The organism is Streptomyces xiaopingdaonensis (assembly GCF_000262345.1).
GTDB classification, from domain to species: domain Bacteria; phylum Actinomycetota; class Actinomycetes; order Streptomycetales; family Streptomycetaceae; genus Streptomyces; species Streptomyces xiaopingdaonensis.
The window spans coordinates 1-26,259 of sequence record NZ_AJTQ01000042.1 but is presented as its reverse complement, the minus strand read 5'-3'; the positions used below and the strand labels follow the sequence as shown (position 1 = coordinate 26,259).

Below are 26,259 nucleotides of genomic sequence, written 5' to 3'. Positions count from 1 at the left end.
CGGGCTGTTCGGGCCGACTCTCCGAGTGGTCTCCTGCGACCGGGTCCTCGTCGAACCGGTCGACGGAGTGCAGACCGGCGACCACTGCGGCCTCGTGGCCGACCTGGCGCCGACGGCCCGTCCCCCGGCCTGCGGGTGCCCGCGCAGCCGTGAGCCCGGCGGCGGCGCCGAGTACGACGCGCCGCCGCCGGGCGGGCCGTGCTAGGAGGTGCCGACCCCCGTCGTCTCCCGCTCCCTGCGCTCGGCGCGCAGGCGGCGCACGCGCGAGACGAGCGGGATGCACGCGGCGATCAGGACCAGCGCGTAGAGCGTCAGCGAGATCCCGCTGTCGACGAGGATCGACAGGTCCCCCGCCGAGGCAGCGAGGGCGCGGCGCAGCTCGCTCTCGGCGATCGGGCCGAGGACGACGCCGATGAGCGCAGGCGCGACGGGCACCCCGAAGTGCCGCATAACGAACGCGAGAAGCGCCACGCCGATCAGCATCACGAGGTGGACGACCGACGCGTTGATCGCATAGACGGCGAGCACCGAGAAGAGGGTGATCCCCGCGTACAGGTAGGGCTTCGGCAGCTTCAGCAGCCTCGCCCACAGCGGGGCGAACGGCAGGTTGATCACCAGCAGCAGGACGCTGCCGATCAGCAGGCTGGCGAGGAGCGTCCAGACGAGGTCGCCGTTGCGCTCGAAGAGCACGGGACCCGGCTGGAGCCCGTACTGCTGGAACGCCGCGAGCATGATCGCCGCCGTCGCCGAGGTCGGGAGGCCGAGGCCGAGCAGCGGGACGAGGCTGCCGGCCGCGCTCCCGTTGTTGGCTGCCTCGGGACCTGCGACGCCCTCGATGGCGCCGTTGCCGAACTCGTTCTCGTCGCCGCCGCGTTGCTCGCGCCGCTTGGCGAACCGGCGCTCCGCGCCGAGCGAGAGGAACGTCGGGATCTCCGCCCCGGAGCCCGGGATCGGCCCGAAGGCCGTGCCCAGCGCCGTGCCGCGCAGCCACGCCGGCAGGGAGCGGCGCACGTCGCGCCGTTTGAGCCACGGCTTCCCCGAGCGGATGGAGGCGAGGTCGGGGGCGTTCCTGCCGCGTGCGGCGACGTGCAGCACCTCACCGAGCGCGAGCAGGCCGACGGTGACGATGACGATGTCGATGCCGTCGAGCAGGACGGCCGAACCGAAGTCGAAGCGGGGCGCCCCGCTCTGCCCGTCGATGCCGACGAGCCCGATCGCGATGCCGATGAGCAGCGAGGCGACGCCCCGCAGCACCGACCCAGAGACGACCGCCGCGACCGCCACGAAGGAGAAGACCGTCAGCGCGAAGTACTCGCCGGGGCCGAACTTCAGCGCGAAGTCGACCATCGTGGGCGCGAAGAGCGCCACGACGAGCGTGCCGACGATGCTCGCCACGAACGAACCGATCACCGCCGTGCCGAGCGCCTGCGGTGCGCGTCCACCGAGCGCCATCCGGTGGCCCTCGTAGGTCGTGGCGATCGAGGACGCCTGCCCCGGGGTGTTGAGCAGGATCGAGGTCGTCGCGCCGCCGAACATGCCGCCGTAGTAGACGCCGGCGAAGAGGATGAACGCGCTCGTCGGGTCCATCTGGAAGGTGACGGGCAGCAGCAGCGCCACCGCCATCGCCGAGCCCATGCCGGGCAGGACGCCGACGGCGGTGCCGAGGACGACGCCGCAGAGGGCCCACAGCAGGTTGCCGGGCGTCAGCGCCGCCGCGAGGCCGTCGCGGAGGAGGACTATCGCATCCATGGTTACAGCACCAACTCCAGTACGCCACCGGGCAGGTTGAGCCCGAGGCCGAGCGAGAAGCCGACCTGCACGGCCGCCGACATCGACAGGGAGACCAACGCGTCCCGCACCCAGGTCCGCGCTCCGAAGGCGTACGCGACGCCCCAGAAGAGGAGCGCTCCGGAGAGCAGCCAGCCCAGCGGCTCCAGCAGCGCGACGTGGACGGCGAGGGTGAGGACGATGATCCCGACGGGCGGCCAGTCGACCCCGGGGGTGCCCGGCACCTGTGCGCCCTGCCGTATCCGCCGCGCCACGCGCAGGTTGACGAGAGCCATGCGGGCGGCGACGAGGAGCAGCAGCGTGCCGACGATGCCGGGGACGACTCCGGGACCCGGCGGCGGACTGTGCGGCGGGGCCTCGATGGTGAGAGCGCCCCGGACGGCGACGGCGCCGAAGAGCGCCACGAGCCCGGGGAAGACCCAGGCGGTCCGCCCCGTCCACGGCACGGTCTCCGGGTCGTGGGCCGGCTCGGGTGCCGGGGCCGGGTCGGCGTCGGGCGTCGGGTCGGCGCCCGAGGGCTCCGTTGTGCCCGAGTCGCCTGCGGTGGGCGGGGGTTCGGTGGTCTCGGCGGGGTCGTCCGGTTGCGCGGGATTCTGTCGGTTCGTCATCACAGCCCCAGCGCCTTCACGGTCTTCCTCGTCTCCGCCGTCTCCTTCTTCAGGAACTCCTCGAACTCGGCGCGGCCCTGGTAGGTGTCGGTCCACCGGTTGCGCTTGAGGGTGTCGGCCCAACTGGGGCTGTTCCTGAGCTTCTCGACGACCCGCTCCAGCTTCGCCGTCTCCGCCCGCGTCAGCCCCGGCGGTGCGATGACGCCGCGCCAGTTCGACATCTCCACGTCGTACCCTTCCTCCGCCATCGTCGGCACGTCGACGCCGTCCAGCCGCTCCTTCGAGGAGACGCCGAGGGCGCGGACGGAGCCGGTCTCCAACTGGTCGCTGAAGTCGCCCAAGGTGCCGAAGCCGACGTCGGCCGTTCCGGAGAGGAGCGAGGTGAGGACCTCGCCTCCGCCCGCGTACGGCAGGTAGTTGATCTCCGCCGGGGGTGTGTCCATGCTCTCCGCGACCCGTGCGGCGAAGATCTGGTCGACGCCGCCCATCGATCCGCCCGCCACCGGCAGGTCCTTCGCCTTGCCGGGCCAGTCCTCGGCGAGGTCGTCGAGGGTCTTGTAGGGGGACTTGGCGGGGACGACGACCGTCAGGTACTCGGAGGCGAGTTGGGCGATCGGCGTCGAATCGGCCATGGTGTGCTGCGAATCGAGGCTTTCGACCGCGCCGACCATGCCGAGGCCCGACATGGTGAGCACGTTGTCCTGGCCGCGCCTGTTGGCGTTCTGCGTGAGGCCGATGGTCCCGCCGGCGCCCTCGGCGTTGGCGACCTCGACGTTGTAGCGCAGGTCCTCCTCGCGCAGACCGCTCTGCATCTCCCGCGCGAGCATGTCCCAGCCGCCGCCGGGCGCCGCGGGCGCGATCAGCATCAGCTTCTCGCCGGGGCCGCTGCCCGACGCGGCCTTCTGCCGTACGTCGACGACGGCGGCCCCGACCAGGAGCACGGCGGCGGACACGGCCGCCGCACGTTTCAGGAGCCTGGCTGACTTCATCCCGTCCGTCCTTTCTCTCCTCGGTGCGGTGCCCGGCGCCTTGCCGGGCCTTTCGCCGGCCGCGGCGCACCGCCTCCCGCGGGAGGCCGGCGCTGCGGGGTGCACCACAGTGTGAGCGCGGTTACAGGCACGTTCGAGATCTGTTAACACTGACGTCATAGTGGTCGTATTGGTCGCGATCCGGCCGCGCCCGCATCGCCCGGCCGGCCCCTGTACCCCCGCTCTTCTCCTCCGCTGATATCTCCTCATGCACCTTCCGCGCCCCCGCCGTCTCTCCCTCACCGGCTCCCTCTTCGTGGGCTGCGTCCTGCTCCTCACCCTCGCGGTGACGGCGACGGGCGGCCTCTGGATCGCCCACCACGACGACGAGTTGGACCGGCAGTACAGCGAACGCGTGCTCACCATCGCCCGCTCGGTGGCCCTCATGCCCCAGGTCCGCGAGGCGGTGCCGCGCCCGGACGGCGCGCGGGTGATCGACCCGCTCGCCGACGACGTCCAGCGGGCGACGGGCGCGCTGTACGTGGTCGTGGCGACGCCCGACGGCACGCGGAGGTCGCACGTGGACGACGAGTTGATCGGCAGGCGAGTCTCCACACCACCGGGTCCGGCGGCCACCGGGCACGAGTGGAGCGGTGAGCAGACCGGCACCCAGGGCCGCAGCGTGCGTGCGAAGGTGCCGGTGCGCTCGAAGGGCGAAGTCGTCGGGTACGTCTCGGTCGGTGTGCTCACCTCGGACATCGCGAGCGAGGCCACCGCCGCGCTCCCCTGGGTGCTGGGGACCACCGCGACGGTGCTCGTGCTCGGCGCGGCCGGCGCCTTCGTGCTCTCGCGCCGGGTGCGGGCCAAGACGTACGGGCTCGAACCCGCCGAGATCACTGCGCTCTTGGAGAGCAGGGAGGCGCTGCTCTACGGCATCAGGGAGGGCGTGCTCGCCGTCGATACGGAAGGCCGCGTCGTCCTCGTCAACCCGCCCGCGCGGGAGATGCTCGACCTCCCCGCGGCGAGCGAGGGCCGCGTGCTCGAAGACCTCGGCCTCGATGCGCGGCTCCGCGACATCGTCTCCGGCGACGACCCCGGCGCCGACCGCATCGTCCTCGCCGGAGCCCGCATCCTCGTCTGCAACCGCATGCCGGTACGGGTGCGGGGCCGCACGGCCGGGGCCGTGGTGACGTTGCGCGACCGCACCGAACTCGACCGGCTCACCGGCGAACTCGACGGCGCCCGCACGGTCACGAGCGGACTGCGGGCGCAGTCCCACGAGTTCGCCAACCGCATCCACACCGTCGCCGGGATGCTGGAGCTGGGCGCCACGGAAGAGGCCCGCGCCTACCTCGCCGACCTCTCCGCCGCCCACGCCCGGGCCAGCGACGAGGTGAGCGAGCGGATCGCCGACCCGGCGGTCGCGGCCCTCGCTCTCGCGAAGTCCGCGCAAGCGGCCGAGCGCGGCGCGGAGTTGCTGCTCTCCCCGATGAGCCGGGTGCCCTCGCCGCTGCCGAGCACGCTGCGGTCGGACGTGCTCCTCGTCCTCGGCAACCTCGTCGACAACGCGCTCGACTCCGTCACGGCGGTCGGCGAGGGCTGGTTGGAGGTGCTCGTCCGCGTCCACCCGGCCGACGGCGAGGAGTTGCTGCGCGACCTCGTCGAAGTCCGGGTCATCGACTCCGGCGGCGGGGTCTCGGCCGAACTCGCCGAGGAGATCTTCGACTACGGTTTCACCACCAAAGCCGCGAGGGACAGCGGCGGTCGCGGGCTGGGGCTGGCGCTGGTGCGCCAGGTCTGCGAGAGTCGCGCGGGCAGTGTCCAGGTGGTGCCAGGGGAGGCCGACAGCGAGGAGGGGGCCGTGTTCACCGCGTACCTGCCCGTCGCCGAGGCCGCGCGGGGTGTCGCCGCGACGCGGGCGGTGCCTTCGTGATCAGGGTCCTCGTCGTCGACGACGACGCTCGGGTGGCCCGGAACCACCGCGAACTCGTCGACTCCCTCCCCGGTTTCACCACGGCAGGCGTCGTGCACACCGCCGTCGACGCGCTCGACGCGGTGCGGCGGCTGCGGCCCGACCTCGTCCTCCTCGACCTCTACCTCCCCGACGACACGGGCATCTCGGTGCTGCGCACGCTGCGCGCGCCCGAGACCGCGGCCCGCCATCCCGTCGACTTCCTCGTCATCACCGCCGTACGCGACATCGACCAGGTGCGCGCCGCGCTCCACGGCGGTGCCGTCCACTACTTGTTGAAGCCCTTTCCGCTGACGGCGCTGCGGGACCGGTTGGAGCGGTACGCCGTCGCGCGCAGCAAGATGACCGACGCGGGCGAGGCCGCCTCGCAGCGGGAGGTCGACCGGCTCTTCGCACTGATGCGCTCCCCCGTCGCGGCTCCGGCGCTCCCTAAGGGGCTGACGTCGACGACTAGCGAACTCGTCGCGGACGTACTCCGCGGCGCCGAAGGCGACCTGTCCGCCGTCGACGTCAGCGCACGCACCGGCGTCTCTCGTGTCACCGCGCGCCGCTATCTGGAACACCTCTGCGCCGACGGCCGCGTCGAACTGCGCATGCGGTACGGCTCGGCCGGACGCCCCGAACACCGCTACCGCTGGCTGCGCGCCGGTGCCACCGACACGGGGAAGTGACGGGGTCGGGGGTCGGCGTTGCCGGAGTGACCGGGACAGCCGAGGAGTCGGCGTTACTCAGGGCCGACGAGTGGGCCCGCGGCATTCGGTGACGGCGCGGGTCCGGTGACGGGGCGGGTCCGGTGCCGGGCTCGGCCCCGCACCGGCACAGGGCGCCCCGGCGGCCGTACGCGTCGCCGGGCGCCCCGGGCTGTTGCCCGGGACACCCGCGCGCGCCTCCTTCTACCAGCGGTACCAGCGACCGCGACCGGCTCCGGTGCCGGGGCGCACGACGAAGCCGAGCAGCCACACGACCAGGACGACCAGCGCGATCCACCACAGCGCCTTCACGGCGAAGCCCGCTCCGAAGAGGATCAGGGCAAGCAACAGGACGAGAAGCAAAGGAATCACTCTTCTCACCTCCGGGCGCCGGGTACCCAACACCTCGACGGTCACGCCGGGTTGGGGCAACGGTTTCGACCGGTCTTCCGCGTCCTGCTCCTCCCGACGAAAGCAGTCGTGACGTCGGGGGGCGCCGGGGGTGCGGGGGCGCCCGTGGTGGCGCTCCTCGAACAGCACCCGGCCCGTGCCCGTCGACGGGGCCCCACTCGGCATATAGAGGGAGAAGCGTCGCGTGGCGGGTCGGCGAAGGCGGCCCGCAACTCCTCCCGACCGTGGAGGAACACCTCCGCACGACGAGACGGCGCACGCACCGTCTCCCGGCGGCTGACTCCGCTCCCGGAGACGAGAACGGCGATGTCCACCTCCCGGACAGCCTCGCCGCGAGCCATCGCGGCGAGAGCGTCCGGAGCGCGCCGGCGAACCAACTCCCCCGCTCCTGCAGCCCCTTCGCAGGCACCGACAGGCCCACCGGCTCCGGACGGCCGCCTGCCTCGGCCACGGCCCGCTGCCTCCCCGGGCCGGCGAAGGCCGACCTGCGGTTGTCCACGGGGGTTGCCCGGGTGCGGCTCAGACCACTCCGAGCGCGACGAGGCTGCCCGCGCCGCCGAGCACCATGAAGGCCGGCATGAGGACCGCGTTCTCCACCCAGGCGCCGGCCCTGAAACGCATGAAGCTGGGTGTGCCCAGCGGATACCAGCGCTTGCCCGCTATCGGTATCGGCCACAGGACCGGACACCCCGAAACGGTGAGCGCGTCCCCGATGTTGTGGACAAGCGCCCCCACGACTATCGGCACCCCGAGCCACAGGTACTCCCGGCCGTCGGCGCCGAAGAGCCAGTCGGCCCCGTTGCCGGGGCGGTCGAGTATCTCCACCAGCATCCAGGCACTCGTGGCGCCGAGCAGCCAGACGAGGACGTCGCTGGAGACCCGGGCCGCACGCCAGAGCAGCCCCTCCACGGCGAGCACCATGTGGATGAAGAGGATCACCAGCACCGCCCAGCGTCCGCCGAAGTACGCGATCGCGGAGAACCCGCCGCCGATGAAGAGCGCCCACGGCCAGGTGTGGGTCAGCGTGCGGTGCCCTCCCGAGCGGTGCCTCTCCCCTTTGCCCCGCGTCGCGTTGTAGACGGCGGTGGAGACGGTGTCGATGATGCCGCACAGGATCCTGGAGAGCGGCCCGAAAGCACGGGAGATGGTGGCCGACTTCTGGTCGAGGTCGGGAGCGAGTGCGGCGCCCGAGCAGATGAGCATGCCCGTCAGGAGCACCGGCCAGGGCATCGGGTTCTCCAGCCAGGCCGCCGCCGCACCCACTCCGAGCCACGCCGCCGCTCCCGACAGCGAGTGCGCCGGTCCCATCATCTCTATCCCCGCCCTGTGGTTGTCTCTCGGTCCGCGTGCGCGCGGCTCGCCACGAGCCGCCGGAGCACCGGCGGCTGGTTCCCCGGTGTCGTCGGTTCGGATCTGACACCCGGTCGGCGACACAGGGTAGCGTCCGATGATCACCGCGGGCGCACCGGTTCACCGATCGCCCGGGAGGCAAGGCAGTATGGGGGCCGTGACAGCCACCCTTATCGATCAGTTGCCCGCCGACGCCGATCCGGACGCCCTCTTCGAGTCCTTCTCGGAGTGGGCGGAAGAGCGGGGTATCTCGCTCTATCCGGCCCAGGAGGAGGCGCTGATCGAGGTGGTGTCCGGGGCCAATGTCATCCTCTCGACGCCCACGGGCTCGGGTAAGAGCCTCGTCGCCGCGGGAGCGCACTTCGCCGCGCTGGCGCAGGACAAGGTCACCTTCTACACGGCACCGATCAAGGCGCTCGTCTCGGAGAAGTTCTTCGACCTCTGCAAGCTCTTCGGCACCGAGAACGTCGGGATGCTCACGGGGGACGCCTCGGTCAACTCCGACGCCCCGGTGATCTGCTGCACCGCCGAGGTCCTCGCCTCCATCGCCCTGCGCGACGGCGCCGACGCGGACATCGGCCAAGTGGTGATGGACGAGTTCCACTTCTACGCGGAGCCGGACCGCGGATGGGCCTGGCAGATCCCGCTCCTCGAGCTGCCGCAGGCGCAGTTCGTCCTCATGTCCGCGACCCTCGGCGACGTTTCGCGCTTCGAGGGGGACCTCAGCCGACGCACGGGCCGCTCGACCGCCGTCGTCAGCTCCGCGACCCGCCCTGTACCGCTGAGCTACGAGTACCGGACGACGCCGCTCACCGAGACCCTCACCGAGCTCCTGGAGACGCACCAAGCACCCGTCTACATCGTCCACTTCACGCAGGCGCAGGCGGTGGAGAGAGCTCAGGCGCTGATGAGCATCAATATGTGCTCGCGCGCCGAGAAGGACGAGATCGCGAAGATCATCGGCAACTTCCGCTTCACCACCGGCTTCGGCCGCAACCTCTCCCGGTTCGTCCGGCACGGGATCGGCGTGCACCACGCGGGGATGCTGCCGAAGTACCGGCGGCTCGTCGAGCGCCTGGCGCAGGCCGGCCTCCTCAAGGTCATCTGCGGCACGGACACGCTCGGCGTCGGTGTGAACGTGCCGATCCGTACCGTGCTCTTCACGGCGCTCGCGAAGTACGACGGGAATCGCGTCCGCACGCTGCGGGCGCGGGAGTTCCACCAGATCGCGGGGCGTGCCGGGCGGGCAGGCTTCGACACCTCCGGGTTCGTGGTGGCACAGGCGCCCGAGCATGTGATCGAGAACGAGAAGGCGCTCGCCAAGGCCGGGGACGACCCGAAGAAGCGCCGCAAGGTGGTGCGGAAGAAGGCGCCCGAAGGCTCGGTCAACTGGAGCCAACAGACCTTCGAGAAGCTGATCGCCTCCGACCCGGAGCCCCTCACCTCGCGCTTCCGCGTCACGCACGCGATGCTCCTCGCCGTCATCGCGCGGCCTGGCGACGCCTTCCAGCAGATGCGGAAGCTGCTGGAGGACAACCACGAGGACCGCCGAAGCCAACTGCGGCACATCAGGCGCGCCATCGCCATCTACCGCTCCCTCCTCGACGGCGGCATCGTCGAGCAGCTCGACGAGCCCGACGCGCAAGGCCGGCGGATCAGGCTCACCGTCGATCTCCAGCAGGACTTCGCGCTCAACCAGCCGCTCTCGACGTTCGCACTCGCCGCCTTCGAACTGCTCGACCCCGAATCCCCTTCCTACGCGCTGGACATGGTCTCGGTGGTGGAGTCGACGCTCGACGATCCACGTCAGATCCTCGCCGCGCAGACCAACAAGGCGAAGGGCGAAGCCGTCGCCGAGATGAAGGCGGAGGGCATCGAGTACGAGGAACGGATGGAGCGGCTGATGGACATCACCCATCCGCAGCCGCTCGAGGAACTCCTCTTCCACGCCTACGGGCTCTACCGCAGGTCGCACCCCTGGGTCGGGGACCACCCGCTCTCCCCGAAGTCGGTGGTGCGGGACATGTACGAACGCGCCATGACCTTCAGCGAGTTCGTCTCCTTCTATGAGCTGGCGAGGACGGAGGGGATCGTCCTGCGCTACCTCGCCGGGGCCTACAAGGCGCTGGAGCACACCGTCCCCGACGACCTGAAGTCGGAGGACTTCCAGGACATCACGGCCTGGCTGGGCGAGCTGGTGCGCCAGGTCGACTCCAGCCTCCTCGACGAGTGGGAGCAGCTCGCCAACCCGGAGGACGAGACCGCCGAAGAGGCCCAGGACCGCGCCGACGAGGTGAAACCGGTGACCGGCAACCCGCGGGCCTTCCGGGTGCTCGTGCGCAACGCCCTCTTCCGCCGGGTCGAGCTCGCCGCGCTGGACAAGGTCGCCGAACTCGGTGCGCTCGACGCGGAGTCGGGGTGGGACGAGGACGCGTGGGCCGAGGCGATGGACGGCTACTGGGAGGAGTACGACGACCTCGGTACGGGACCGGACGCGCGCGGCCCCAAGCTGCTCCGGATCGAGGAGGTGCCGCAGGACGGCCTCTGGCGCGTCCGGCAGACCTTCGACGACCCGCAGGGCGATCATGACTGGGGCATCTCCGCCGAGGTCGACCTCACCGCCTCCGACGCGGAGGGCCGCGCCGTGCTGAAGATCACCGATGTCGGACGGCTGTGACACCCGTCGCGCCGAGTGCGAAGGAGCCGAGACCGTGACCGACCAGAGCCCGGCCGAGCGCCTCGTCGACCTGCTCGACCTGGAGCGCATCGACCTCGACATCTTCCGCGGACGCAGCCCGCACGAATCCCTCCAGCGTGTCTTCGGCGGACAGGTGGCGGGCCAGGCGCTCGTGGCCGCCGGGCGCACGACGGAGCCCGAGCGTCCGGTGCACTCGCTCCATGCGTACTTCCTGCGCCCCGGCCGCCCGGGAGTGCCGATCGTGTACCAGGTGGAGCGCGTCAGGGACGGGCGCTCCTTCACCACGCGCAGGGTGGTCGCCGTGCAGGAGGGGCGGACCATCTTCAACCTCACCGCTTCCTTCCATCGGCCGGAGCCGAGCTTCGAGCACCAGATGCCGATGCCGGACGTGCCGCCCCCGGAGGAGCTGCCGCGGCTCGTCGACGAGATCAAGGGACGCATCGGCAGCCTCCCCGAGCGGCTGGAACGCATGGCCCGCAGGCAGGCGTTCGACATCCGCTACGTGGAGCGACTGCGTTGGAGCGAGGACGAGTTGGCGGGTGCGGAGCCGCGCAGCGCGGTGTGGATGCGAGCGATCGGCTCGCTGGGGGACGACCCGCTCGTACATACCTGCGCGGTCACCTACGCCAGCGATATGACACTGCTGGACGCGGTGCGCATCCCCGTCGAACCGCTCTGGGGAGAGCGCAAGCTCGATCTCGCCTCCCTCGACCACGCCATGTGGTTCCACCGGCAGTTCAGGGCGGACGACTGGTTCCTGTACCAGCAGGAGTCACCCATCGCCACCGGCGCGAGGGGCCTGGCGCGCGGCCAGATCTTCACGCGGGAAGGCGGACTCGCCATCTCCGTCACCCAGGAAGGGCTCTTCCGCCCGCTCCGCGAGACCGGTGGCGGCTCGCAGAGCTGAGTCCGCACGCCGGCGGCGTCCACCTGTACCGCCTTCCGCCGGGCACCCACCGGCCCCTGTTGCCGTGTCCGCTGCCGCGCCATGCCGAACCCCCGTTCCGCGCCGTCCCCTTCGGACGGCGGCAGCGCCAAAGGTAGCCCGGAGCGAGTCATCGCGCTCGACCCTGTGGACAACTCTCGTCGGGCCACCGACAACACGAGGAAACACCCAGCTCAGCGCCTTCGAGACGCCCGCCGTGCACTCCGGTGGCTTTGAGAAGCGGACGCCCGAAGACGCCCCGCGCGTCACTCCTGACGCGCCCCCACACCGAGGTGCTCACCCACGCGGTTGACGAGAAGGGTCATCTCGTACGCCACGTGCCCGAGATCGGCGCCCGGTCCCGTGAGCACGCAGAGGCAGCTTCCCTCACCGGCAGAGGTGACGAAGAGGACGCCCTCCTCGAACTCGATCATCGTCTGGCGCACGCGGCCGGCCTCGAAGTGCCGGCCCGAGCCCTTGGCGAGGCTGTGCAGGCCGGAGGAGACGGCGGCGAGGTGCTCGGCGTCCTGCCGTTCCAAGGTCTGGCTGCTGCCCGTCACCAGCCCGTCGTTGGAGAGCACCAGCACATGGCGTACCGAGGAGACCCGCTGCGTCAGATCGTCGAGCAGCCAGTCGAGTCCCGTATTCAGCGCCATCCCCGAGGCCCCCTTCTCCGCGGCAACTGACGAGCCACCCTTACCCACGAGCGCACTGTGGGCAACCATCGGAGTGCCAGGAGTTCGCTTACTGTCCGCACGGACTTGGACACGGACATATACCAACCGCCCCTGGCGCACACCGAGTTCGTCCGGGAAGATAACGATCATGACGCAGCGCACACGTCCCGACCGGGAGTCGGTCCGCGCGTTCTTCGCCGAACGCGCCGCACGCTGGGAGGCGAGGTTCCCCGACGACGGCCCCGCCTATGCCGCAGCCGTAGCCGAACTCGCCCTCGCCACCGGCGACTCGGCGCTGGACGCCGGCTGCGGAACCGGCAGGGCACTGCCGCCGCTGCGCGCCGCCGTCGGCCCCGAGGGCACCGTCGTCGGCGTCGACCTGACGCCAGAGATGCTCACCGTCGCCTCCGACCGCGCCGCACACGGCGCACTGCTGGAGGCCGACGTCTCCCGACTCCCCCTCCGCGACGGGACTTTCGACGCCGTCCTCGCGGCCGGGCTCCTCTCGCACCTGCACTCGCCTGCGGACGACCTACGCGAACTCGCCCGCGTCGCACGCCCGGGAGGGAGGCTCGCCCTCTTCCACCCGGTGGGCCGCGCCGCACTCGCCGCCCGCAAGGGCCACCGGCTCGACGGCGACGACCTCCGCGCCGAGCACCGCCTGCGCCCGCTGCTGGCGGCCGCCGGCTGGCGCCTGCGCTCGTACACGGACGAGGACGACCGCTACCTCGCACTCGCCGTCAGGGACGGGTGAGCGCGCCGCGTCACGCGGCGTCGGCGGCTCCCGGGCCTGCCGCCCCCTCGGCGAAGACGATCCGGAAGCAGCGCACCGTTTCATCGGCACCCACGTCGCTCATCCCGGCGCGGAGCATCACGCGCTGCGACGCCACGTTCGCCAGATCGGCGTCGCCCTCGACGGCCGTCGCGCCGCACCTCCGCGCGAGCGCGATCAGCGCCCGCAGTGCCTCCGTCGCGTACCCGTTGCCGCGGACGGCGGAGACGAGCCCGTAGCCGATGGTGACGCGCCCCTGCGCGTCGGGCGGACGGTGGAAGCCGGCCCCTCCGACGGCCCGCCCGTCCGCGCGCAGGCGGACCTCGTAGGTGCCGAACGGGGCGCAGCGCTCCGGGGGTTCGACGTCGAGCAGGAGGCGGCGGGCGGCGATGACGTCCCCCGTCGAGGGGTACTCGGGATGCCAGAGGGTGGAGGGGACCCCGGCCAGCAGCTGCTCCGCTTCGGTGCGGCTGAGGGGATGGAGCTGAAGGCGGTCGGTGAAGAGGTCTTCCATGGCGCAGGCTTAGCACGTCGAGTCGATCCCGTCATCCGGTTTCCCGACGTGCTGCCGCCGGTACCGTTACCGAGGGTTCCCGCACTTGGGACGGGGTCCTCGTGCCGCTGGAAGGCTGTCGGCCCAACCGCCTTGCCGCTAAGGTGCCTTGGCGGACGGGCCGCGCCGCGCGGCACGTTCCCTTGATCGACGGCGTGCCGCGGCAGGAGGCCGTGGCGTGCCGTGTGGAGCCTCGTCCGGAAAGGGAGTGCGGTGGAAGCGACCGAGGAGGAACCCCTCTACGTACTCACTGCGCTGCTGCTCACCCCCGCGCAGTTCCCGAGCGTCCTCGGCGACGACTACCCGGCGGCCTGCGGACGCCTGGGGCTCGAACCGTACGCGGAGGGCTACGGCCTCATCCTCGCCCAGGACGGCGACGGGGCGCGCTGGACGGTGGCGACCGAGGACGTGACGGACGTCGCCTGCGCCGTCGCGGCCTGGGACTGCGGCATGGAGTACGACCTCTCCCCGCGCGAGGAGGTGGTCACCGCCGTACTGCCGGGCTGGCCACTCGACGTCGCCGTCGCGGCCCCGGGCATGCCGGCTCCGCACGACCCCGAGGAGGCCGAGGAAGCGCTCGCTCCGCCGGACACCGGCACCTGGGGCGCGCCCCAGCGCCGGCTGGGCGCCGACGAGATAGCGCTCAGGTGGGCGGAGTGGCGCGAGGAGGTCGAAGGCAGCGTGGAGTTCGCCGCCGAGGGCGACGGCCCCGGGGGGCGGCTCGGCGAGGTGCTGGGCGAGGCGCGCGACTACCTGGAGACGCCGCCCCCGCCCGGTCGGGTCCGCTCGGCGTTCGCCTCCGGGGAGGCGCGCACCCTGCGCGCCGACGGCCCGGGCTGGAGCATGGTCGCACGTACCGACGACATCGCGTTCGTCCTCCTCGACGAGGAGCCGGGCGAGGTCCTGCCCGTCGGCCGCGGGACGGCCCTGCCCGAGCTGCTCGCCGGTCTGGACGGCCTGGCGCTGCGCCCCGCCCTCTAGGCCGTGGGCGTGAGCCGCTCCCCCTCCGACTCGGCGGCAGCCGCGCTCCTCAACTGCCGGTAACCCTGCGCGAGCGCTCCGAACCAGAGGAGAGCGACGGCCGTCGCCGCGGCGCCGAGGCCCCGCATCCACCACTCCGTCTGCCCCTCGGGGTCGAGGAGCGCGAGCACCCCGCCGAGGAGGACGGCGAGCCCGAGCATGAGGCGCCAAGGCGTCCAGTCCGCCCACTTGTTGCGGCCGTTGTCGAGAGCGTCCACGGGGAGCGCGGCGTGTGCCAGGCGCACGACGCGCGGCAGGTCCCTGAGCCGCTTACCGGTTGCTTCGTCCTGCTCGCTCCGCACGACTACCTGCCGAGTTCCTTGCGGCTCACTCGCCGCAGCCGCTTGCGCTGCGAGGGATCGAGCGCGAGGTAGGCGACGGCGGGGACGCCGACGATCACCAGCAGCGCGATCCAGAACGAGGTGAGCCACCACAGCAGGAGCCCGACGGCGACGCCGCCGAGGGCGATCTTGCCTCGGTTGGTCATCTTTCTCCCTCCTCAGGGGGCGTACTTCCCCCTGTTCCATTGAACGCGATCCGTCCCCGAAGCGTTCCCTCGAGAAGCGTTGGGCTTCGACTCGCCGATGGGGTACGGTCAGCCGCCCGCACCAGGCTAGTCAAACTTGAGGAGTGGACTACGACCGTGGACCAGCGACCGGCCGCGCCGCACCCTTCTGCTCCTGCCCCCGCTCCCGGACTCCCCGGCTCTTCACGCCTTCTCGACGCCGCCGCCGTCGTGGTCCCCGCGCCGGAAGGGGAGCCTCCGCGCACCGCGCGCATGGCGTTCTGGCACCCCGGCAACGACCCGGTGGGCCCCGACACCGCCCCCCTCACCGTCGCCCTCCCCGACGAGCACGGCACCGTGCGCACCACCGCCGTCCCGGCGCTGCTCCTCCCCGTCGACCGCGCGCTTCCCCTCCTCACCCGCGCCCGTGCCGCCGGCGGCACCGCCGGCGCCGGCTTCTGGGGAGCCGCCGCGCTCGTCGCCCTCGAACTCGCCGCGCGGGGAAGGCTGCTGCCGCACGTCGACGCCGCCGGACGGGACGTCTGGCGCTTCGCACCGCTCCCCGCCGCGCGCCTCGACGAACTCACCGCGCTGATGCCGCCGACCGCGCACGCGCTCCCGCTTCCCGGCAGCGACCCGCTCCGCGTCACCTCGCCCGATGAGGCGCTCCGCACCTTCCTCGACGCCGTCGCCGACACCCTCCCCCGCACCCCGGCCGCCCGACTCGCCGCCGGCGACCCCGCGTTCACGGCACCCGAGCCCCAGCACGTACCGCACCTGCGCGAGTGGGCGGAGTCGGTCGCCGCCGGGCGGGAAGGCGGCGTCGACGTCGTCCTCCGGCTGGAAGCGGAGGGACTCGACGACGCCGCGGCCGCGCCACGCCTCCGGTGCACGGTGCGGCTGCGCAGCAGGACGGAGCCCGGCGTGGAGGCGGACGCCCCGTCGGTGTGGAAGGGCGACGCCTCGCCGGGCGCGTTCGGACCGGGGACCCGAGAAACGGTGCTGCTGTCGCTGCGTCGGGCCGCGAGAGCCTGGGACGCACTCGGACCGCTTCTGCGGGCGGCGGTCCCCGACTCCGTCGAACTCGCCGAGGAAGAGCTCGTGCAGCTCCTCGACCCGGCGGCCGCGCGCGGGCTCGCGGCCGCCGGGGTGTGCGTGGAATGGCCGCGCGAGCTGCCGCACTCGCTGGAGGTGAGCGCTGTCGTCGGCTCCGCGGAAGCGGAAGGTGCGGGCGGCGGTCCGGGAAGCGGGCTGCTCTCGGCCGAGGCGCTGCTCTCCTTCGGGTGGCGGTTCGCCGTGGGCGGGCGGGAGTTGAGCCGGAGCGAGCTGGATCGGCTCGCCGAGGCCGACCGTCCGCTGGTGCGGCTGCGGGACACCTGGGTGCTCGTCGACCCGCAGCGGGCGGAGGAGGCGAGGCGGCGCACGGAACGCGCCTCCGGTTCCATCACGCCACCGCAGGCGCTCGGCGCGCTGCTGAGCGGGACGGCGGAGGTCGGGGGCGAGGAGTACGCCGTCGAGGCCGCGGGTCCGCTGGAGCGGCTGCGGCGCCTGCTCGCCGACCCGGAGCACGGCGACGGCGAAGGCCCTCCCCCGCCCCCGCCCGGACTCGCCGCCACCCTGCGCGACTACCAACTCCGCGGCTACGGCTGGCTCTCCAGGATGACGGGGCTCGGCCTCGGCTGCTGCCTCGCCGACGACATGGGGCTCGGCAAGACCGTCCAGCTCGTCGCCCTCCACCTGCACCGCCAGCAGGACCCCGCGACCTGCGGCCCCACCCTCGTGGTCTGCCCGGCCTCGCTCCTCGCCAACTGGCAGCGGGAGATCGCCCGCTTCGCCCCCGGCGCCCCGGTCCGCCGCCACCACGGCGCCTCGCGGGCACTCGCGGACGCCGCAGGCTTCGTCCTCACCACCTACGGCACGCTCCTCCGGGACGCCGAGCAACTCGCGGGCGTCGACTGGGGCCTGGTCGTCGCCGACGAGGCGCAGCACGTCAAGAACCCGTCCTCCGCCACCGCGAAGGCGATCCGCACCCTGCCCGCGCAGGCGCGGGTGGCACTGACGGGGACGCCGGTGGAGAACAACCTCACCGAGCTGTGGGCCGTCCTCGACTGGGCCTGCCCCTCCGTGCTGGGGCGCCTGGGGACCTTCAGGCGCCGCTTCGCCGACGCCGTGGAGGCGGGCGGCGACCCGGCCGCGGCCGAGCGGTTGGGCCGCCTCGTCGGCCCGTTCCTGCTGCGCCGACGGAAGACCGACCCGGGCATCGCGCCCGAGCTTCCGCCGAAGACGGAGACCGACCGCACCGTCGCGCTCACCGACGAACAGGCGGGCCTCTACGAGGCGGTGGTCCGCGAAGGGCTGGCGCGGGTGGCGGACTCCGGCGGGCTCGCGCGGCGCGGCCACGTCGTCGGGCTGCTGACGTCGCTCAAGCAGGTCTGCAACCATCCGGCGCAGTACCTCAAGCAGGAAGACGCCGAACTCGCGGGCCGCTCGGGGAAGCTGGAGCTCCTCGACGAACTCCTCGACACCCTGCTCACCGAGGAGGCCGGCGTCCTCGTCTTCACGCAGTACGTACAGATGGCGCGGCTCCTCGAACGCCACCTGCACCGGCGGGGCGTCCCCAACCGCCTGCTGCACGGCGGTACTTCGGTGCGGCACAGGGAGGAGATGGTGCGCTCCTTCCAGGACGGCGCGTTCCCCGTCTTCCTGCTGTCGCTGAAGGCGGCGGGCACGGGCCTGAACCTGACGAGGGCCGGCCACGTCGTCCATTACGACCGGTGGTGGAACCCCGCCGTCGAGGAGCAGGCGACCGACCGGGCACACCGCATCGGCCAACACCGCACGGTCCAGGTGCACCGGCTCGTCGCCGAGGGCACCGTGGAGGACCGCATCGACCGGCTGCTGCGCAGCAAACGCGCGCTCGCGGAGGCCGTGCTCGGCGGAGGCGCCTCGGCCCTCACCGAACTCACCGACGCGGAACTCGCCGAACTGGTCGCCTTGAGGCAGGAGGAGCGATGACGCACGCAGTATCCGGACGGGGGGACGAACACTCCGCGGCAGAGGACGAGTTCGCCGACGTGCCGGAAGGCACCGAGGAGGAGTGCGAGTCGGTCTTCGCTCCGCTGCCGCCGGCCCGCGGACGCGGGTTCGCCACCACGTGGTGGGGGCTGCGCTGGCTCAAGGCGCTGGAGCAGACGGCGCTCGACACCGAACAGCTCAAGCGAGGCAAGCGGGTCGCCAGGGCGGGCGCCGTGGGGGCGGTCTCGGTCCGCTCGGGACGGATCACCGCTGTCGTGCACGGCACCGATCGCTCGGCCCACCGCGCCGACGTCCTGCTGCGCGAGTTCGACGCGGCCGAGTGGGACCGGCTCTGCGACGTCCTCACCGCCGAAGGCGGCCACCTCGCCGCCCTGCTCGACGGCGAGATGCCGCCCCGCCTCGTGGAGGACGCGGAGAGCGCCGGCGTCGAACTCCTCCCGGGCGTGGGCGATCTCGAACCGGAGTGCGCCTGCGGCGCCTGGGACCACTGCGCGCACACGGCGGCGCTCAGCTACCAGACGGCGAGGCTCCTCGACCAGGACCCCTTCGCGCTGCTCCTGCTCCGCGGCCGTAGCCGGCGCACGCTCCTTCAGGAGCTCCACCGCCGCGCCGCAGCCGCCCCCTCCCCCACTGCCGCACCCCAAGGCGTCCCCGCGCAGGAGGTGTTCGCACTCGGCGTGGTGGTGCCGCCGCTCCCCGCGCCCCCGGCGCTCCCCGGCGCTCCCGGTGAAGTGCCGCTTCTGGAGGGGGCGCCGGCGCACGAGCTCGACACGGAGGCGCTCGCCGACGTGCTCGACGCGGCGACGAGGCGTGCACACCAGGCGCTCGCCGCGGCCCTCGCGCCGGGCCACGCCTCGGAGCCCCTCCCGGAGGCCCCCACGGCCGACGCCGACGCGGTACGGCTCGCGGCCGCGTGCACGCGCCCGGAGGTCACCCGTCGCCTCGCGGCCGGCAGCGGTCGCACCGCACGAGAGCTGGCCACGGCGGTGGCGGCGTGGCGCTCGGGCGGCGCCGACGGACTCGCCGTACTGGAGCGGCCCTGGCAGCCGGGCGCGGAGCAACTCGCCTCCGCGCGAGCCCGGTTGGAGGCGGAGGCGTCGCCCGAGCCCGACTCGGTCGAAGGGAACCGCTGGACATGGGCGTCGGTGCAACTGCGGCTCGCGCCGGACGGACGCTGGTGGCCCTACCGCCAGGTGGACGGGGACTGGTGGCCCGCTGGAGGCCCGGAGCACGATTGCGCGTCGGCGTACGCGGTCGCCGCCGCCGAGGCGGAGGACGCGGCACGGCTCGGCTGACAGCGGGCAGCCGAACGCAGGGACGCCGCGGGCGCGTTCTGCGACCCGCGGCGTCCCGTGCCCCCCGTGAACGGCTCCGGTCGCCCGTGCGCCGATCGGAGCCGGGGCGCGTCCGTCAGGCGTGCGCCTCCAGCGCGGGGAGGTAGCCCCCGGACTGGCCGGCGGCCGTCGGGTGGTACGAGTCACCGATCGGCACGGTGACGCTGTGCAGCCACTCGTCTCCCGAGCAGATCTCGTGGCCGGTGAAGTGGGGACGCACGTCGCCGTACTGGAAGCCGTGCGCCCCGGCGCGGCCGGAGACGACGTCGCTGAGGTCGTCGGAGGCGTCGTTGACGGCGGCGCGGGACTTCTCGCTGATGCCGACGGCGCAGTTCCCGTCGAGCTCGTACATCCGCGGGTAGCCGAGGACGACCACGTCCGCCGAGGGCGCCTTGCTGCTGATGGCGTCGTAGACGGCGTCGAGCTTTCCGGGCAGCGTGCCGCTGATGTAGTCCCTCGCCTCCTGGAGGCGTTCGATGCAGGCGCTCTCGCCGGAGGTCACGCAGGTGGTCATGGCGTCGGCGAAGCCGGCGTCGTTGCCGCCGATGCTGATCGTGACGAGCCCCGTGGAGTCGTCGAGCGGGCCCAGTTGGTCGTTGATGACGTCCGTCGTCACCGCCCCCGAGCAGGCGGTGAAGTCGAACGAGGAAGGCGAGTTGGCCGCGTTCCACAACTGCGGGTAGGCGTTGGCGCTGCGCTTGCAGTCGCCGCTCCCCGAATCGTAGTCGCCGGCGCCGACCCCTGAGGAGTAGGAGTCGCCGAGGGCGACGTAGCCGGTCGCCGCGGACTGGGCCTGGGCCGAGGCCGCTCCCGCGAGGGAGAGGCCGAGGAGGGCGGCCACCGCGGAGAGGGCGGCGGCGAGTCTGCAGCACTTCATGGGACCTCCGGTGGGGGGTTGGAGGAGGCGGTCTGGTGCCGTGCGGCGCCGATGAGATGAAGGCATGTTCATGCCAAGTCAGGGCCGCACGCCGCCGTTGACGACCCGACGAGCGCGACGGACCCGACGAACCCGCAGCGCTGCGCCGCCCGTTGGGGCGACGCACGCGACGGATCACCTCGGAGCGTCTAGCGGGATCGATCCCACGCTTTCAAGATTTCTACACGTGTAGCGTCGGGAGAGAACGCCCGTGAGTGAACGTCAAAAAGCCGCGGCACGGGAGGTTTCCCGTGCCGCGGCTGCCAATCCCTCTGTCTCACGGGGACGTCGACGGCTCAGGCCGCCAACGCGCCTAGCGGAGCGGCTCCTTCAGCTTCTTGCCCTCCGCGGCGGTGAGGCTGCACGTGACGTAGTTGATCCCGGAGTCGACGCCGGCCGCCTTCGGATAGCTCACGAGGGTGCGGCTCACCTTCCCCGGGTCCTGCTTGTTGCCCTTGTCGCGCAGCGGCTTCTCGCAGAGCGACGACGCCTTCTTGCGCACCTCGGAGTCGGTGTCGTAATTCCCCTCGATCTTCACGCGCTTGACGACCTCGCCGTAGTGCGACTCGTCGCACTCGCGCATCAGGACCTTGCCGCCGGTGTCGTCGTCGGGGAGGTCGAAGCAGTCGCCCTCCTGCAGCAGCCACGACGGCAGCGGAACGTTGCTGGGGTCGCTGCTCGGCTCGTCGGACGGCTCGTCCTCGGGGAACTCGGTCGCGGGATCGTCCAACGGGTCGTCGGCCGGGTCGTCCGAGGGAAGTTCCTCGGGCGGGGTGGAGCTCTCCGACACCGTGGGGCTCGGCTTGTCGTCGGCCTTGTCGTCGTCTCCCCCTCCCGAGAGCACGACGACACCCGCGACCACCAGCGCGACGACCACGACAGCCGCCGCCGCGATCGCCGCGACCACCTTGCCCTTGCCGCCCCCTCCGCCGGGCGGCGGGGGCGGCGGCCAACCTGAGCCGCTCCCGGGTGGTCCGAACCCGCCGGAGCCCGGGGGGCCGAAGCCTCCGCCGGGCGGTCCGGGCGGCGGTGCTCCGGGAGAGCCGTACGCACCCGGTGGCGGGCCCTGCGGTCCGGGCGGTCCGGGTGGTGGAGTGGGCGGTGGAGGCGGCATCGTCATGCCACCACTGTGTCATGTCGCCCTCACCACCTGTGCGTACACCCTGGGTCAACGCTCGGCGCGCGCAGGACCGTCGAGGGTCACCGCGCGCCGCGGACTCCGGGGACAGCACCAACTGGTCGGCGCCCCGGGGAACTCACGATGCCACGGATCCAACCCGCCCTGAAACGCCCGTACTTCGCCACGTGACGGGGAAGTGGTGATTCCGTGACACCCCACGCACACGGGCCGCAAGAGGGCACGTGCGGTCAGGCCGGACCTCCCGATCGTTCACCTGTGCGGTGCGACTGGCAACATGGAGCGTATGGCACTGCGTTTCCTCCCCACCCGTCGCTCCCGTCGCACCGCTCCCCGGGCGCTCGCCACGCTCCCGCACGGCTGCGGTGCGCTGGACCTCTTCGTGCAGGACCCGGTCGGCCTCCCGCTCCCGGGCGCCCGCACGAAGCTGACCGGGCCCGACGGCAGAGAGGCGACGCGCGGGCGGACCGACCCCAACGGCATCTTCACCGCGACGCTGCCACCCGGCTCGTACCAACTCTCCGTGGCGGCGGAGGGGTTCGAGCCGCTTCGCACCTCGGTCCTCGTCGAGCAGGACGAGCGGACCACGCTCCCGCCCGCCACCATGGACGTCGCGCCCGCTCCCCGACTGCCGCAGCCCGGCGAGTGGCGGATCGATCCCGCGCACACCTCGGTGCGCTTCATCGCCCGGCACATCGGACTCGCCGAGGTGCACGGGCGGTTCAACGCCTTCGAGGGCCGGCTCCTCGTCGGCCCCGACCCGCAGCAGTCGTTCATGGAGGTCGCCATCGAGGCCGCCAGCATCGACACCAACGTCCCCGCGCGCGACAACCACCTGCGCTCGTCCGACTTCCTCGACGCCGCCAACTACCCGTATCTGCACTTCGCCAGCGAGCGGTTCGTGCACCGCGGCGGCTCCCGGTGGACCGTGCAGGGCGTCCTCAACCTCCACGGCGTCAGCCGCAACGTGCAGCTCGACACGCGCTACCTCGGCGTCGGGACCGGCATGGAGGGGGAGTTGCGCACGGCCTGCGCCGCCTCCACCGAGCTGCATCGGGAGGACTTCACGCTCAACTGGCGCAAGATGCTGGAGGCCGGCATCGCCGTCGTCGGCGCCACGATCCGGATCGAGCTCGACGTGCAGTGCGTCCAGGCGGCGGCCGTGCGGTGAACGCGGGCGGCCGAAGTGCCCCGGCGGAGCGGAGGGTTGGCTTCCGCTCCGCCGGCCCGCCCGTTGTCAGTGGTGGGCGCCACACTTGTCTCCGACGGTCCGATCGGAAGGCGAAACGATGGCGGAGACGGTGAAGGCACCGGCGTGCGGGACGGCGGCGCGCGAGAAGCTCCTGGAGCAGGCGCGGCCCTTTCGCGGCGAACTCCTCGCGCACTGCTACCGGATGCTCGGTTCGGTCCACGACGCCGAGGACCTCGTCCAGGACACCTACCTCCGCGCATGGCGCGCAGGCGACCGCTTCGAAGGCCGCTCCTCGCTGCGCACCTGGCTCTACCGCATCGCGACCAACGCCTGCCTCACCGCCATAGAACAGCGCGGCAGACGCCCGATGCCCACGGGCCTCGGCGCCCCCGTCGAGGACCCGGAGCGTCCCGTCGCCGAGTCGGCGGAAGTGCCCTGGCTCGAACCGGCGCCCGACGCCCTCTTCGGGCAGGCACCCGCGGGCGATCCCGCGTCCGTGGTCGCGGGGCGCGCCAGCATGCGGCTCGCGCTCGTCGCAGCGCTCCAGCACCTTCCGGCGAGGCAGCGCGCCGTGCTGCTCCTCCGCGACGTCCTCAAGTGGCGCGCCGGCGAGGTCGCAGAGCTCCTCGGCACCAGCACCGCCGCGGTCAACAGTGCTCTCCAGCGGGCAAGAGCCCAACTCCAGGACGTCGCCCCGATGGAGGAGGAACTCTCCGAACCCACGGACCCGCGCCTGCGCTCACGTCTGGAGCGGTACGCCGCCGCGTTCGAGAAGGCGGACGTCAGGGCCATCGCCGACCTCTTCCAGGAGGAGGTCGTCTGGGAGATGCCGCCGTTCCCCGAGTGGGTGCGCGGACGGGAGCGGCTCTTCCGGCTCATCGCCGCCCAGTGCCCGCTCGGTCCCGGCGAGGGCGCAATGGTGCCGACCTCGGCCAACGGGCAGCCGGCCTTCGGGCTCTACAGGCTCCAGGCTGACGGTTCCTACCGCCCCTTCCATCTCCAGGTGCTGAACCTCCGCGAGGGTCGAGTGGTGCACGTCGCCGCCTTTTTCGACACCCGGCTCTTCGCCAAGTGCGGTCTCCCGGCCGCCCTCGACTCCGCACGCAGCCCGCTCGGCGACGCGCCCCCGCTCCGGGAGGCGCCGTGAGGTCGCCGTCCCGGGCGGCGCGGGCCGCGCCGCCCGGAGCCGGGTGGTCGTCGCGGTGGGGGTCAGACGCCGAGGAGATGGTCCATGGCGAGCTGGTCGAGGCGCTCGAAGGCCATGCCGCGCGCCGCCGCCCGGTCGACGTCGAACTCTTCGAAGGCCGAGCGGTCGGCGAGGAGCGCGGCCGGTGTCTCGCCCTCCGCCAGGGTGGGCTGGGCCAGCTCTTCCAGGCCCGCCTCGTGCAGCGCCTCCTGGACACGCGCATCGGCGCGGAAGGCCGCTGCGCGCTCCCGCAGGATGAGGTAGTTGCGCATGCATCCGGCGGCGGAGTCCCAGACACCGTCGTAGTCCTCGGTGCGCGGGGGCTTGAAGTCGAAGTGCCTCGGCCCCTGGTAGCCGCCTCGTTCCAGCAGGTCGACGAGCCAGAAGGCGGACCGCACGTCCCCCGCGCCGAAGCGCAGGTCCTGGTCGTACTTGACGCCCGTCTGCCCGTTGAGGTCGAGGTGGAAGAGTTTGCCGGACCAGAGCGCCTGGGCGATCCCGTGCGGGAAGTTGAGGCCGGCCATCTGCTCGTGGCCCACCTCCGGGTTGACGCCGAAGAGTTCGGGCCGCTCCAGCCGGTCGATGAAGGCGAGGGCGTGGCCCACGGTCGGCAGCAGGATGTCGCCCCGCGGCTCGTTGGGCTTCGGCTCGATCGCGAACCGGAGATCGTAGCCCTGCTCCACGACGTGGTCGGCGAGGAAGTCGAACGCTTCCTTCATACGGTCGAGCGCGAGGCGCACGTCCTTCGCCCCTCCGGACTCGGCCCCCTCCCTGCCGCCCCAGGCGACGTACGTCTCGGCGCCGAGCTCGGCCGCCAGGTCGATGTTGCGCATCGTCTTGCGGAGCGCGAAGCGGCGCACGGCGCGGTCGTTGGAGGTGAATCCCCCGTCCTTGAAGACGGGGTGCCCGAAGAGGTTGGTGGTCGCCATGGGGACGACCATGCCGGTCGCGTCGAGCGCCTGCCTGAACTTCTTGATGCAGCCGTCGCGTTCGGCCTCCGTCGCACCGAACGGGATGAGGTCGTCGTCGTGGAAGGTGACGCCCCAGGCCCCGAGACCGGAGAGCCGCCGCACCGCCTCGGACGGTTCGAGCGGCGTCCTCGTCGCCTCGCCGAAGGGGTCCCGCCCCTGCCATCCCACGGTCCACAGACCGAAGCTGAACTTGTCCGCCGGCTCTGGCTGGTAGTTCATCGCGTCCTCTCTTGCCGCGGAGCGGCACGGTTTCCCGCTCCGTCGGTGATGCCGTGTCATGAACCCGGTTCGAGCGAGCAGGAGTCCCTACTGGCGTGGCAGGGGCGGTAGTTGAACGCTCGCGCCGATTAGTAATGCCTTCTAACAAACTAGTATGCGCTCAGCATCTGCAGCCGGGGAAGAGGGAAAAGACCATGACCGCACCGCAGGGGCCGCTCGTCGTGGGAGTCGACAGCTCCACCCAGTCGACCAAGGTGCTCGTCGTCGACGCCGGTACGGGCGACGTCGTCGCCCGTGGCCAGGCGGCGCACACCGTCACAGGGGACCAGCGCAGGGAGAGCGATCCGCAGGAGTGGTGGCAGGCGCTCCGCGAGGCGCTCGCACAGTGCGGACCCGCCGCGGCCGAGGCGGCGGCCGTCTCGGTCGCCGGCCAGCAGCACGGGCTCGTCACCCTCGACGCGCAGGGCGTGCCCGTGCGGCCCGCCCTGCTCTGGAACGACGTGCGCTCCGCACCCCAACGCGACCGTCTCGTGGCCGAGTTGGGCGGGCCCGGCGAGTGGGCCGAGCGGATCGGAAGCGTCCCGCTGCCGGCGTACACGGTCACCAAGTGGGCGTGGCTCCGGGAGAACGAGCCGCAGGCCGCGGCCGCCGCTGCCGCCGTCCGCCTCCCGCACGACTTCCTCACCGAGCGCCTCACCGGCCGGGCCGTCACCGACCGCGGCGACGCCTCGGGCACCGGCTGGTGGTCCTCGGCGCAGCAGGCGTACGACGAGAAAGTCCTCGAACTCGCCGAACTCGACCCGCAGTTGCTCCCCGAGGTCCTCGCCCCGGGAGAGGCCGCGGGGACGGTCGGCGAGGTGGCGGGGTGGGAGCCGAGCGGCCTGCCCGAGGGCACCCTCGTCGCCACGGGCACGGGCGACAACATGGCGGCAGCGCTCGGCCTCGGCCTGCGCCCGGGGCGCCCCGTCGTCTCGCTGGGCACCTCGGGCACCGTCTACGCCGTCTCACCGCACCGGCCCACCGACCCGAGCGGCACCGTCTCCGGCTTCGCCGACGCGCGCGCCGACTGGCTCCCGCTCGCCTGCACCCTCAACTGCACCCTCGCCGTGGACAGAGTCGCCGAACTCCTCGGCAGGGACCGCGAGGCGGTCGACCCCGCAGGCGAGACGGTCCTGCTCCCCTTCCTCGACGGCGAGCGCACCCCCGATTTCCCCTACGCCACGGGGCTGTTGACGGGCCTGCGCCACGCCACCTCGGGCGGCCAGCTCCTCCAGGCCGCATACGACGGCGCGGTCTTCACCCTTCTCCAGGCGCTCGACCGCGTCCTCAAC

The 26,259-nt window shown here is 72.5% G+C and carries 23 protein-coding genes; 11 read left to right on the top strand and 12 right to left on the bottom strand.

The annotated features are described in order from the left end of the window. Positions 1 to 201 precede the first annotated feature (201 nt). Genes UWG_RS0103015 through UWG_RS0103005 form a run of 3 tightly spaced genes read right to left on the bottom strand, consistent with a single transcriptional unit; the run spans position 202 to position 3,385 of the window. The gene (locus UWG_RS0103015; RefSeq protein ID WP_016905727.1) at positions 202 to 1,749 is read right to left on the bottom strand and encodes a tripartite tricarboxylate transporter permease; all 1,548 of its coding nucleotides are present in this window, start codon (positions 1,747 to 1,749) and stop codon (positions 202 to 204) included. A 2-nt stretch (positions 1,750 to 1,751) separates the two neighbouring features. Beyond that, a complete protein-coding gene (locus UWG_RS0103010) occupies positions 1,752 to 2,396 on the bottom strand; it encodes a tripartite tricarboxylate transporter TctB family protein (protein WP_016905726.1) in 645 nt (214 codons plus the stop codon). Then, positions 2,396 to 3,385, bottom strand: coding sequence for a Bug family tripartite tricarboxylate transporter substrate binding protein (locus UWG_RS0103005; protein ID WP_016905725.1), 990 nt, complete (start codon positions 3,383 to 3,385; stop codon positions 2,396 to 2,398). Before UWG_RS0103005 ends, UWG_RS0103010 begins: the two co-directional genes overlap by 1 nt. 247 nt (positions 3,386 to 3,632) lie before the next feature. Between UWG_RS0103005 and UWG_RS0103000 the strand changes: the two genes are divergently transcribed. After that, positions 3,633 to 5,297 (top strand): ATP-binding protein, encoded by a 1,665-nt coding sequence (locus UWG_RS0103000; RefSeq protein WP_016905724.1) that lies wholly within the window; start codon positions 3,633 to 3,635, stop codon positions 5,295 to 5,297. Further along, positions 5,294 to 6,007, top strand: a complete 714-nt coding sequence (locus tag UWG_RS0102995) for a response regulator (protein WP_016905723.1) — start codon at positions 5,294 to 5,296, stop codon at positions 6,005 to 6,007. The genes UWG_RS0103000 and UWG_RS0102995 overlap by 4 nt, the downstream gene beginning before the upstream one ends. Positions 6,008 to 6,229: 222 nt before the next feature. Here the strand turns inward: UWG_RS0102995 and UWG_RS0102990 are convergent, their stop codons facing one another. Together UWG_RS0102990 and UWG_RS0102985 are read right to left on the bottom strand one after the other, a co-directional pair. Further along, entirely contained in the window at positions 6,230 to 6,397 is a 168-nt protein-coding gene (locus tag UWG_RS0102990; RefSeq protein WP_029391115.1) for a hypothetical protein, read from the bottom strand. Between the two features lie 558 nt (positions 6,398 to 6,955). After that, complete coding sequence (locus UWG_RS0102985; RefSeq protein WP_016905721.1) at positions 6,956 to 7,747, bottom strand: metal-dependent hydrolase; 792 nt, start codon at positions 7,745 to 7,747, stop codon at positions 6,956 to 6,958. A gap of 187 nt (positions 7,748 to 7,934) precedes the next feature. Here UWG_RS0102985 and UWG_RS0102980 point away from each other — a divergent pair, with 187 nt between their 5' ends. Then, complete coding sequence (locus tag UWG_RS0102980) at positions 7,935 to 10,463, top strand: DEAD/DEAH box helicase (protein WP_016905720.1); 2,529 nt, start codon at positions 7,935 to 7,937, stop codon at positions 10,461 to 10,463. A 34-nt stretch (positions 10,464 to 10,497) separates the two neighbouring features. After that, the gene (locus UWG_RS0102975; protein ID WP_016905719.1) at positions 10,498 to 11,391 is read left to right on the top strand and encodes an acyl-CoA thioesterase; all 894 of its coding nucleotides are present in this window, start codon (positions 10,498 to 10,500) and stop codon (positions 11,389 to 11,391) included. Between the two features lie 284 nt (positions 11,392 to 11,675). Here the strand turns inward: UWG_RS0102975 and UWG_RS0102970 are convergent, their stop codons facing one another. Then, positions 11,676 to 12,065: a roadblock/LC7 domain-containing protein gene (locus UWG_RS0102970; RefSeq protein WP_016905718.1), complete on the bottom strand. Its 390-nt coding sequence runs from the start codon at positions 12,063 to 12,065 to the stop codon at positions 11,676 to 11,678. Positions 12,066 to 12,234: 169 nt separating this feature from the next. On the opposite strand from UWG_RS0102970, the gene UWG_RS0102965 reads away from it, so the two are divergent. Next, entirely contained in the window at positions 12,235 to 12,840 is a 606-nt protein-coding gene (locus tag UWG_RS0102965) for a class I SAM-dependent methyltransferase (RefSeq protein WP_016905717.1), read from the top strand. A gap of 10 nt (positions 12,841 to 12,850) precedes the next feature. Here UWG_RS0102965 and UWG_RS0102960 read toward each other — a convergent pair whose 3' ends face one another. Then, entirely contained in the window at positions 12,851 to 13,372 is a 522-nt protein-coding gene (locus tag UWG_RS0102960; protein ID WP_016905716.1) for a GNAT family N-acetyltransferase, read from the bottom strand. Positions 13,373 to 13,624: 252 nt separating this feature from the next. Here UWG_RS0102960 and UWG_RS0102955 point away from each other — a divergent pair, with 252 nt between their 5' ends. Next, on the top strand, positions 13,625 to 14,392 hold the full coding sequence (locus UWG_RS0102955) for a hypothetical protein (protein WP_016905715.1): 768 nt from the start codon (positions 13,625 to 13,627) through the stop codon (positions 14,390 to 14,392). On the opposite strand, the gene UWG_RS0102950 is transcribed toward UWG_RS0102955, so the two are convergent. Continuing rightward, entirely contained in the window at positions 14,389 to 14,733 is a 345-nt protein-coding gene (locus UWG_RS0102950) for a hypothetical protein (RefSeq protein ID WP_016905714.1), read from the bottom strand. The two genes, UWG_RS0102955 and UWG_RS0102950, sit on opposite strands and share 4 nt — an antisense overlap. A gap of 2 nt (positions 14,734 to 14,735) precedes the next feature. Next, the gene (locus tag UWG_RS0102945) at positions 14,736 to 14,918 is read right to left on the bottom strand and encodes a hypothetical protein (RefSeq protein WP_016905713.1); all 183 of its coding nucleotides are present in this window, start codon (positions 14,916 to 14,918) and stop codon (positions 14,736 to 14,738) included. Between the two features lie 291 nt (positions 14,919 to 15,209). Between UWG_RS0102945 and UWG_RS0102940 the strand changes: the two genes are divergently transcribed. Further along, entirely contained in the window at positions 15,210 to 17,951 is a 2,742-nt protein-coding gene (locus UWG_RS0102940) for a DEAD/DEAH box helicase (protein ID WP_016905712.1), read from the top strand. Further along, positions 17,948 to 19,267: an SWIM zinc finger family protein gene (locus UWG_RS0102935; RefSeq protein WP_016905711.1), complete on the top strand. Its 1,320-nt coding sequence runs from the start codon at positions 17,948 to 17,950 to the stop codon at positions 19,265 to 19,267. The genes UWG_RS0102940 and UWG_RS0102935 overlap by 4 nt, the downstream gene beginning before the upstream one ends. Positions 19,268 to 19,382: 115 nt before the next feature. On the opposite strand, the gene UWG_RS0102930 is transcribed toward UWG_RS0102935, so the two are convergent. Further along, positions 19,383 to 20,183, bottom strand: coding sequence for an SGNH/GDSL hydrolase family protein (locus UWG_RS0102930; RefSeq protein ID WP_016905710.1), 801 nt, complete (start codon positions 20,181 to 20,183; stop codon positions 19,383 to 19,385). Positions 20,184 to 20,535: 352 nt separating this feature from the next. Then, positions 20,536 to 21,129, bottom strand: a complete 594-nt coding sequence (locus UWG_RS0102925) for a hypothetical protein (protein ID WP_016905709.1) — start codon at positions 21,127 to 21,129, stop codon at positions 20,536 to 20,538. A 517-nt stretch (positions 21,130 to 21,646) separates the two neighbouring features. Here UWG_RS0102925 and UWG_RS0102920 point away from each other — a divergent pair. Both UWG_RS0102920 and UWG_RS0102915 read left to right on the top strand, forming a co-directional pair. Continuing rightward, complete coding sequence (locus UWG_RS0102920; protein ID WP_016905708.1) at positions 21,647 to 22,531, top strand: YceI family protein; 885 nt, start codon at positions 21,647 to 21,649, stop codon at positions 22,529 to 22,531. Between the two features lie 118 nt (positions 22,532 to 22,649). After that, complete coding sequence (locus tag UWG_RS0102915; RefSeq protein ID WP_016905707.1) at positions 22,650 to 23,699, top strand: sigma-70 family RNA polymerase sigma factor; 1,050 nt, start codon at positions 22,650 to 22,652, stop codon at positions 23,697 to 23,699. Positions 23,700 to 23,761: 62 nt separating this feature from the next. Here the strand turns inward: UWG_RS0102915 and xylA are convergent, their stop codons facing one another. Beyond that, positions 23,762 to 24,928: a xylose isomerase gene (xylA, locus tag UWG_RS0102910; protein WP_016905706.1), complete on the bottom strand. Its 1,167-nt coding sequence runs from the start codon at positions 24,926 to 24,928 to the stop codon at positions 23,762 to 23,764. A 194-nt stretch (positions 24,929 to 25,122) separates the two neighbouring features. Here xylA and xylB point away from each other — a divergent pair. After that, the coding region (gene xylB, locus UWG_RS0102905; RefSeq protein WP_016905705.1) for a xylulokinase at positions 25,123 to 26,259 on the top strand (1,137 nt) is incomplete at its 3' end.

Bases quoted from the DNA above. Each gene is read 5' to 3' on its own strand.
- UWG_RS0102985 (WP_016905721.1), bottom strand. From the start codon at position 7,747: ATGATGGGACCGGCGCACTCGCTGTCGGGAGCGGCGGCGTGGCTCGGA.
- UWG_RS0102940 (WP_016905712.1), top strand. From the start codon at position 15,210: ATGGCGTTCTGGCACCCCGGCAACGACCCGGTGGGCCCCGACACCGCC.
- UWG_RS0102945 (WP_016905713.1), bottom strand. From the start codon at position 14,918: ATGACCAACCGAGGCAAGATCGCCCTCGGCGGCGTCGCCGTCGGGCTC.
- UWG_RS0102960 (WP_016905716.1), bottom strand. From the start codon at position 13,372: ATGGAAGACCTCTTCACCGACCGCCTTCAGCTCCATCCCCTCAGCCGC.
- UWG_RS0102935 (WP_016905711.1), top strand. From the start codon at position 17,948: ATGACGCACGCAGTATCCGGACGGGGGGACGAACACTCCGCGGCAGAG.
- UWG_RS0103005 (WP_016905725.1), bottom strand. From the start codon at position 3,385: ATGAAGTCAGCCAGGCTCCTGAAACGTGCGGCGGCCGTGTCCGCCGCC.
- xylA (WP_016905706.1), bottom strand. From the start codon at position 24,928: ATGAACTACCAGCCAGAGCCGGCGGACAAGTTCAGCTTCGGTCTGTGG.
- UWG_RS0102915 (WP_016905707.1), top strand. From the start codon at position 22,650: ATGGCGGAGACGGTGAAGGCACCGGCGTGCGGGACGGCGGCGCGCGAG.
- UWG_RS0102920 (WP_016905708.1), top strand. From the start codon at position 21,647: ATGGCACTGCGTTTCCTCCCCACCCGTCGCTCCCGTCGCACCGCTCCC.
- UWG_RS0102965 (WP_016905717.1), top strand. From the start codon at position 12,235: ATGACGCAGCGCACACGTCCCGACCGGGAGTCGGTCCGCGCGTTCTTC.
- UWG_RS0102970 (WP_016905718.1), bottom strand. From the start codon at position 12,065: ATGGCGCTGAATACGGGACTCGACTGGCTGCTCGACGATCTGACGCAG.
- UWG_RS0102930 (WP_016905710.1), bottom strand. From the start codon at position 20,183: ATGAAGTGCTGCAGACTCGCCGCCGCCCTCTCCGCGGTGGCCGCCCTC.
- UWG_RS0103010 (WP_016905726.1), bottom strand. From the start codon at position 2,396: ATGACGAACCGACAGAATCCCGCGCAACCGGACGACCCCGCCGAGACC.
- UWG_RS0102980 (WP_016905720.1), top strand. From the start codon at position 7,935: ATGGGGGCCGTGACAGCCACCCTTATCGATCAGTTGCCCGCCGACGCC.
- UWG_RS0103015 (WP_016905727.1), bottom strand. From the start codon at position 1,749: ATGGATGCGATAGTCCTCCTCCGCGACGGCCTCGCGGCGGCGCTGACG.
- UWG_RS0103000 (WP_016905724.1), top strand. From the start codon at position 3,633: ATGCACCTTCCGCGCCCCCGCCGTCTCTCCCTCACCGGCTCCCTCTTC.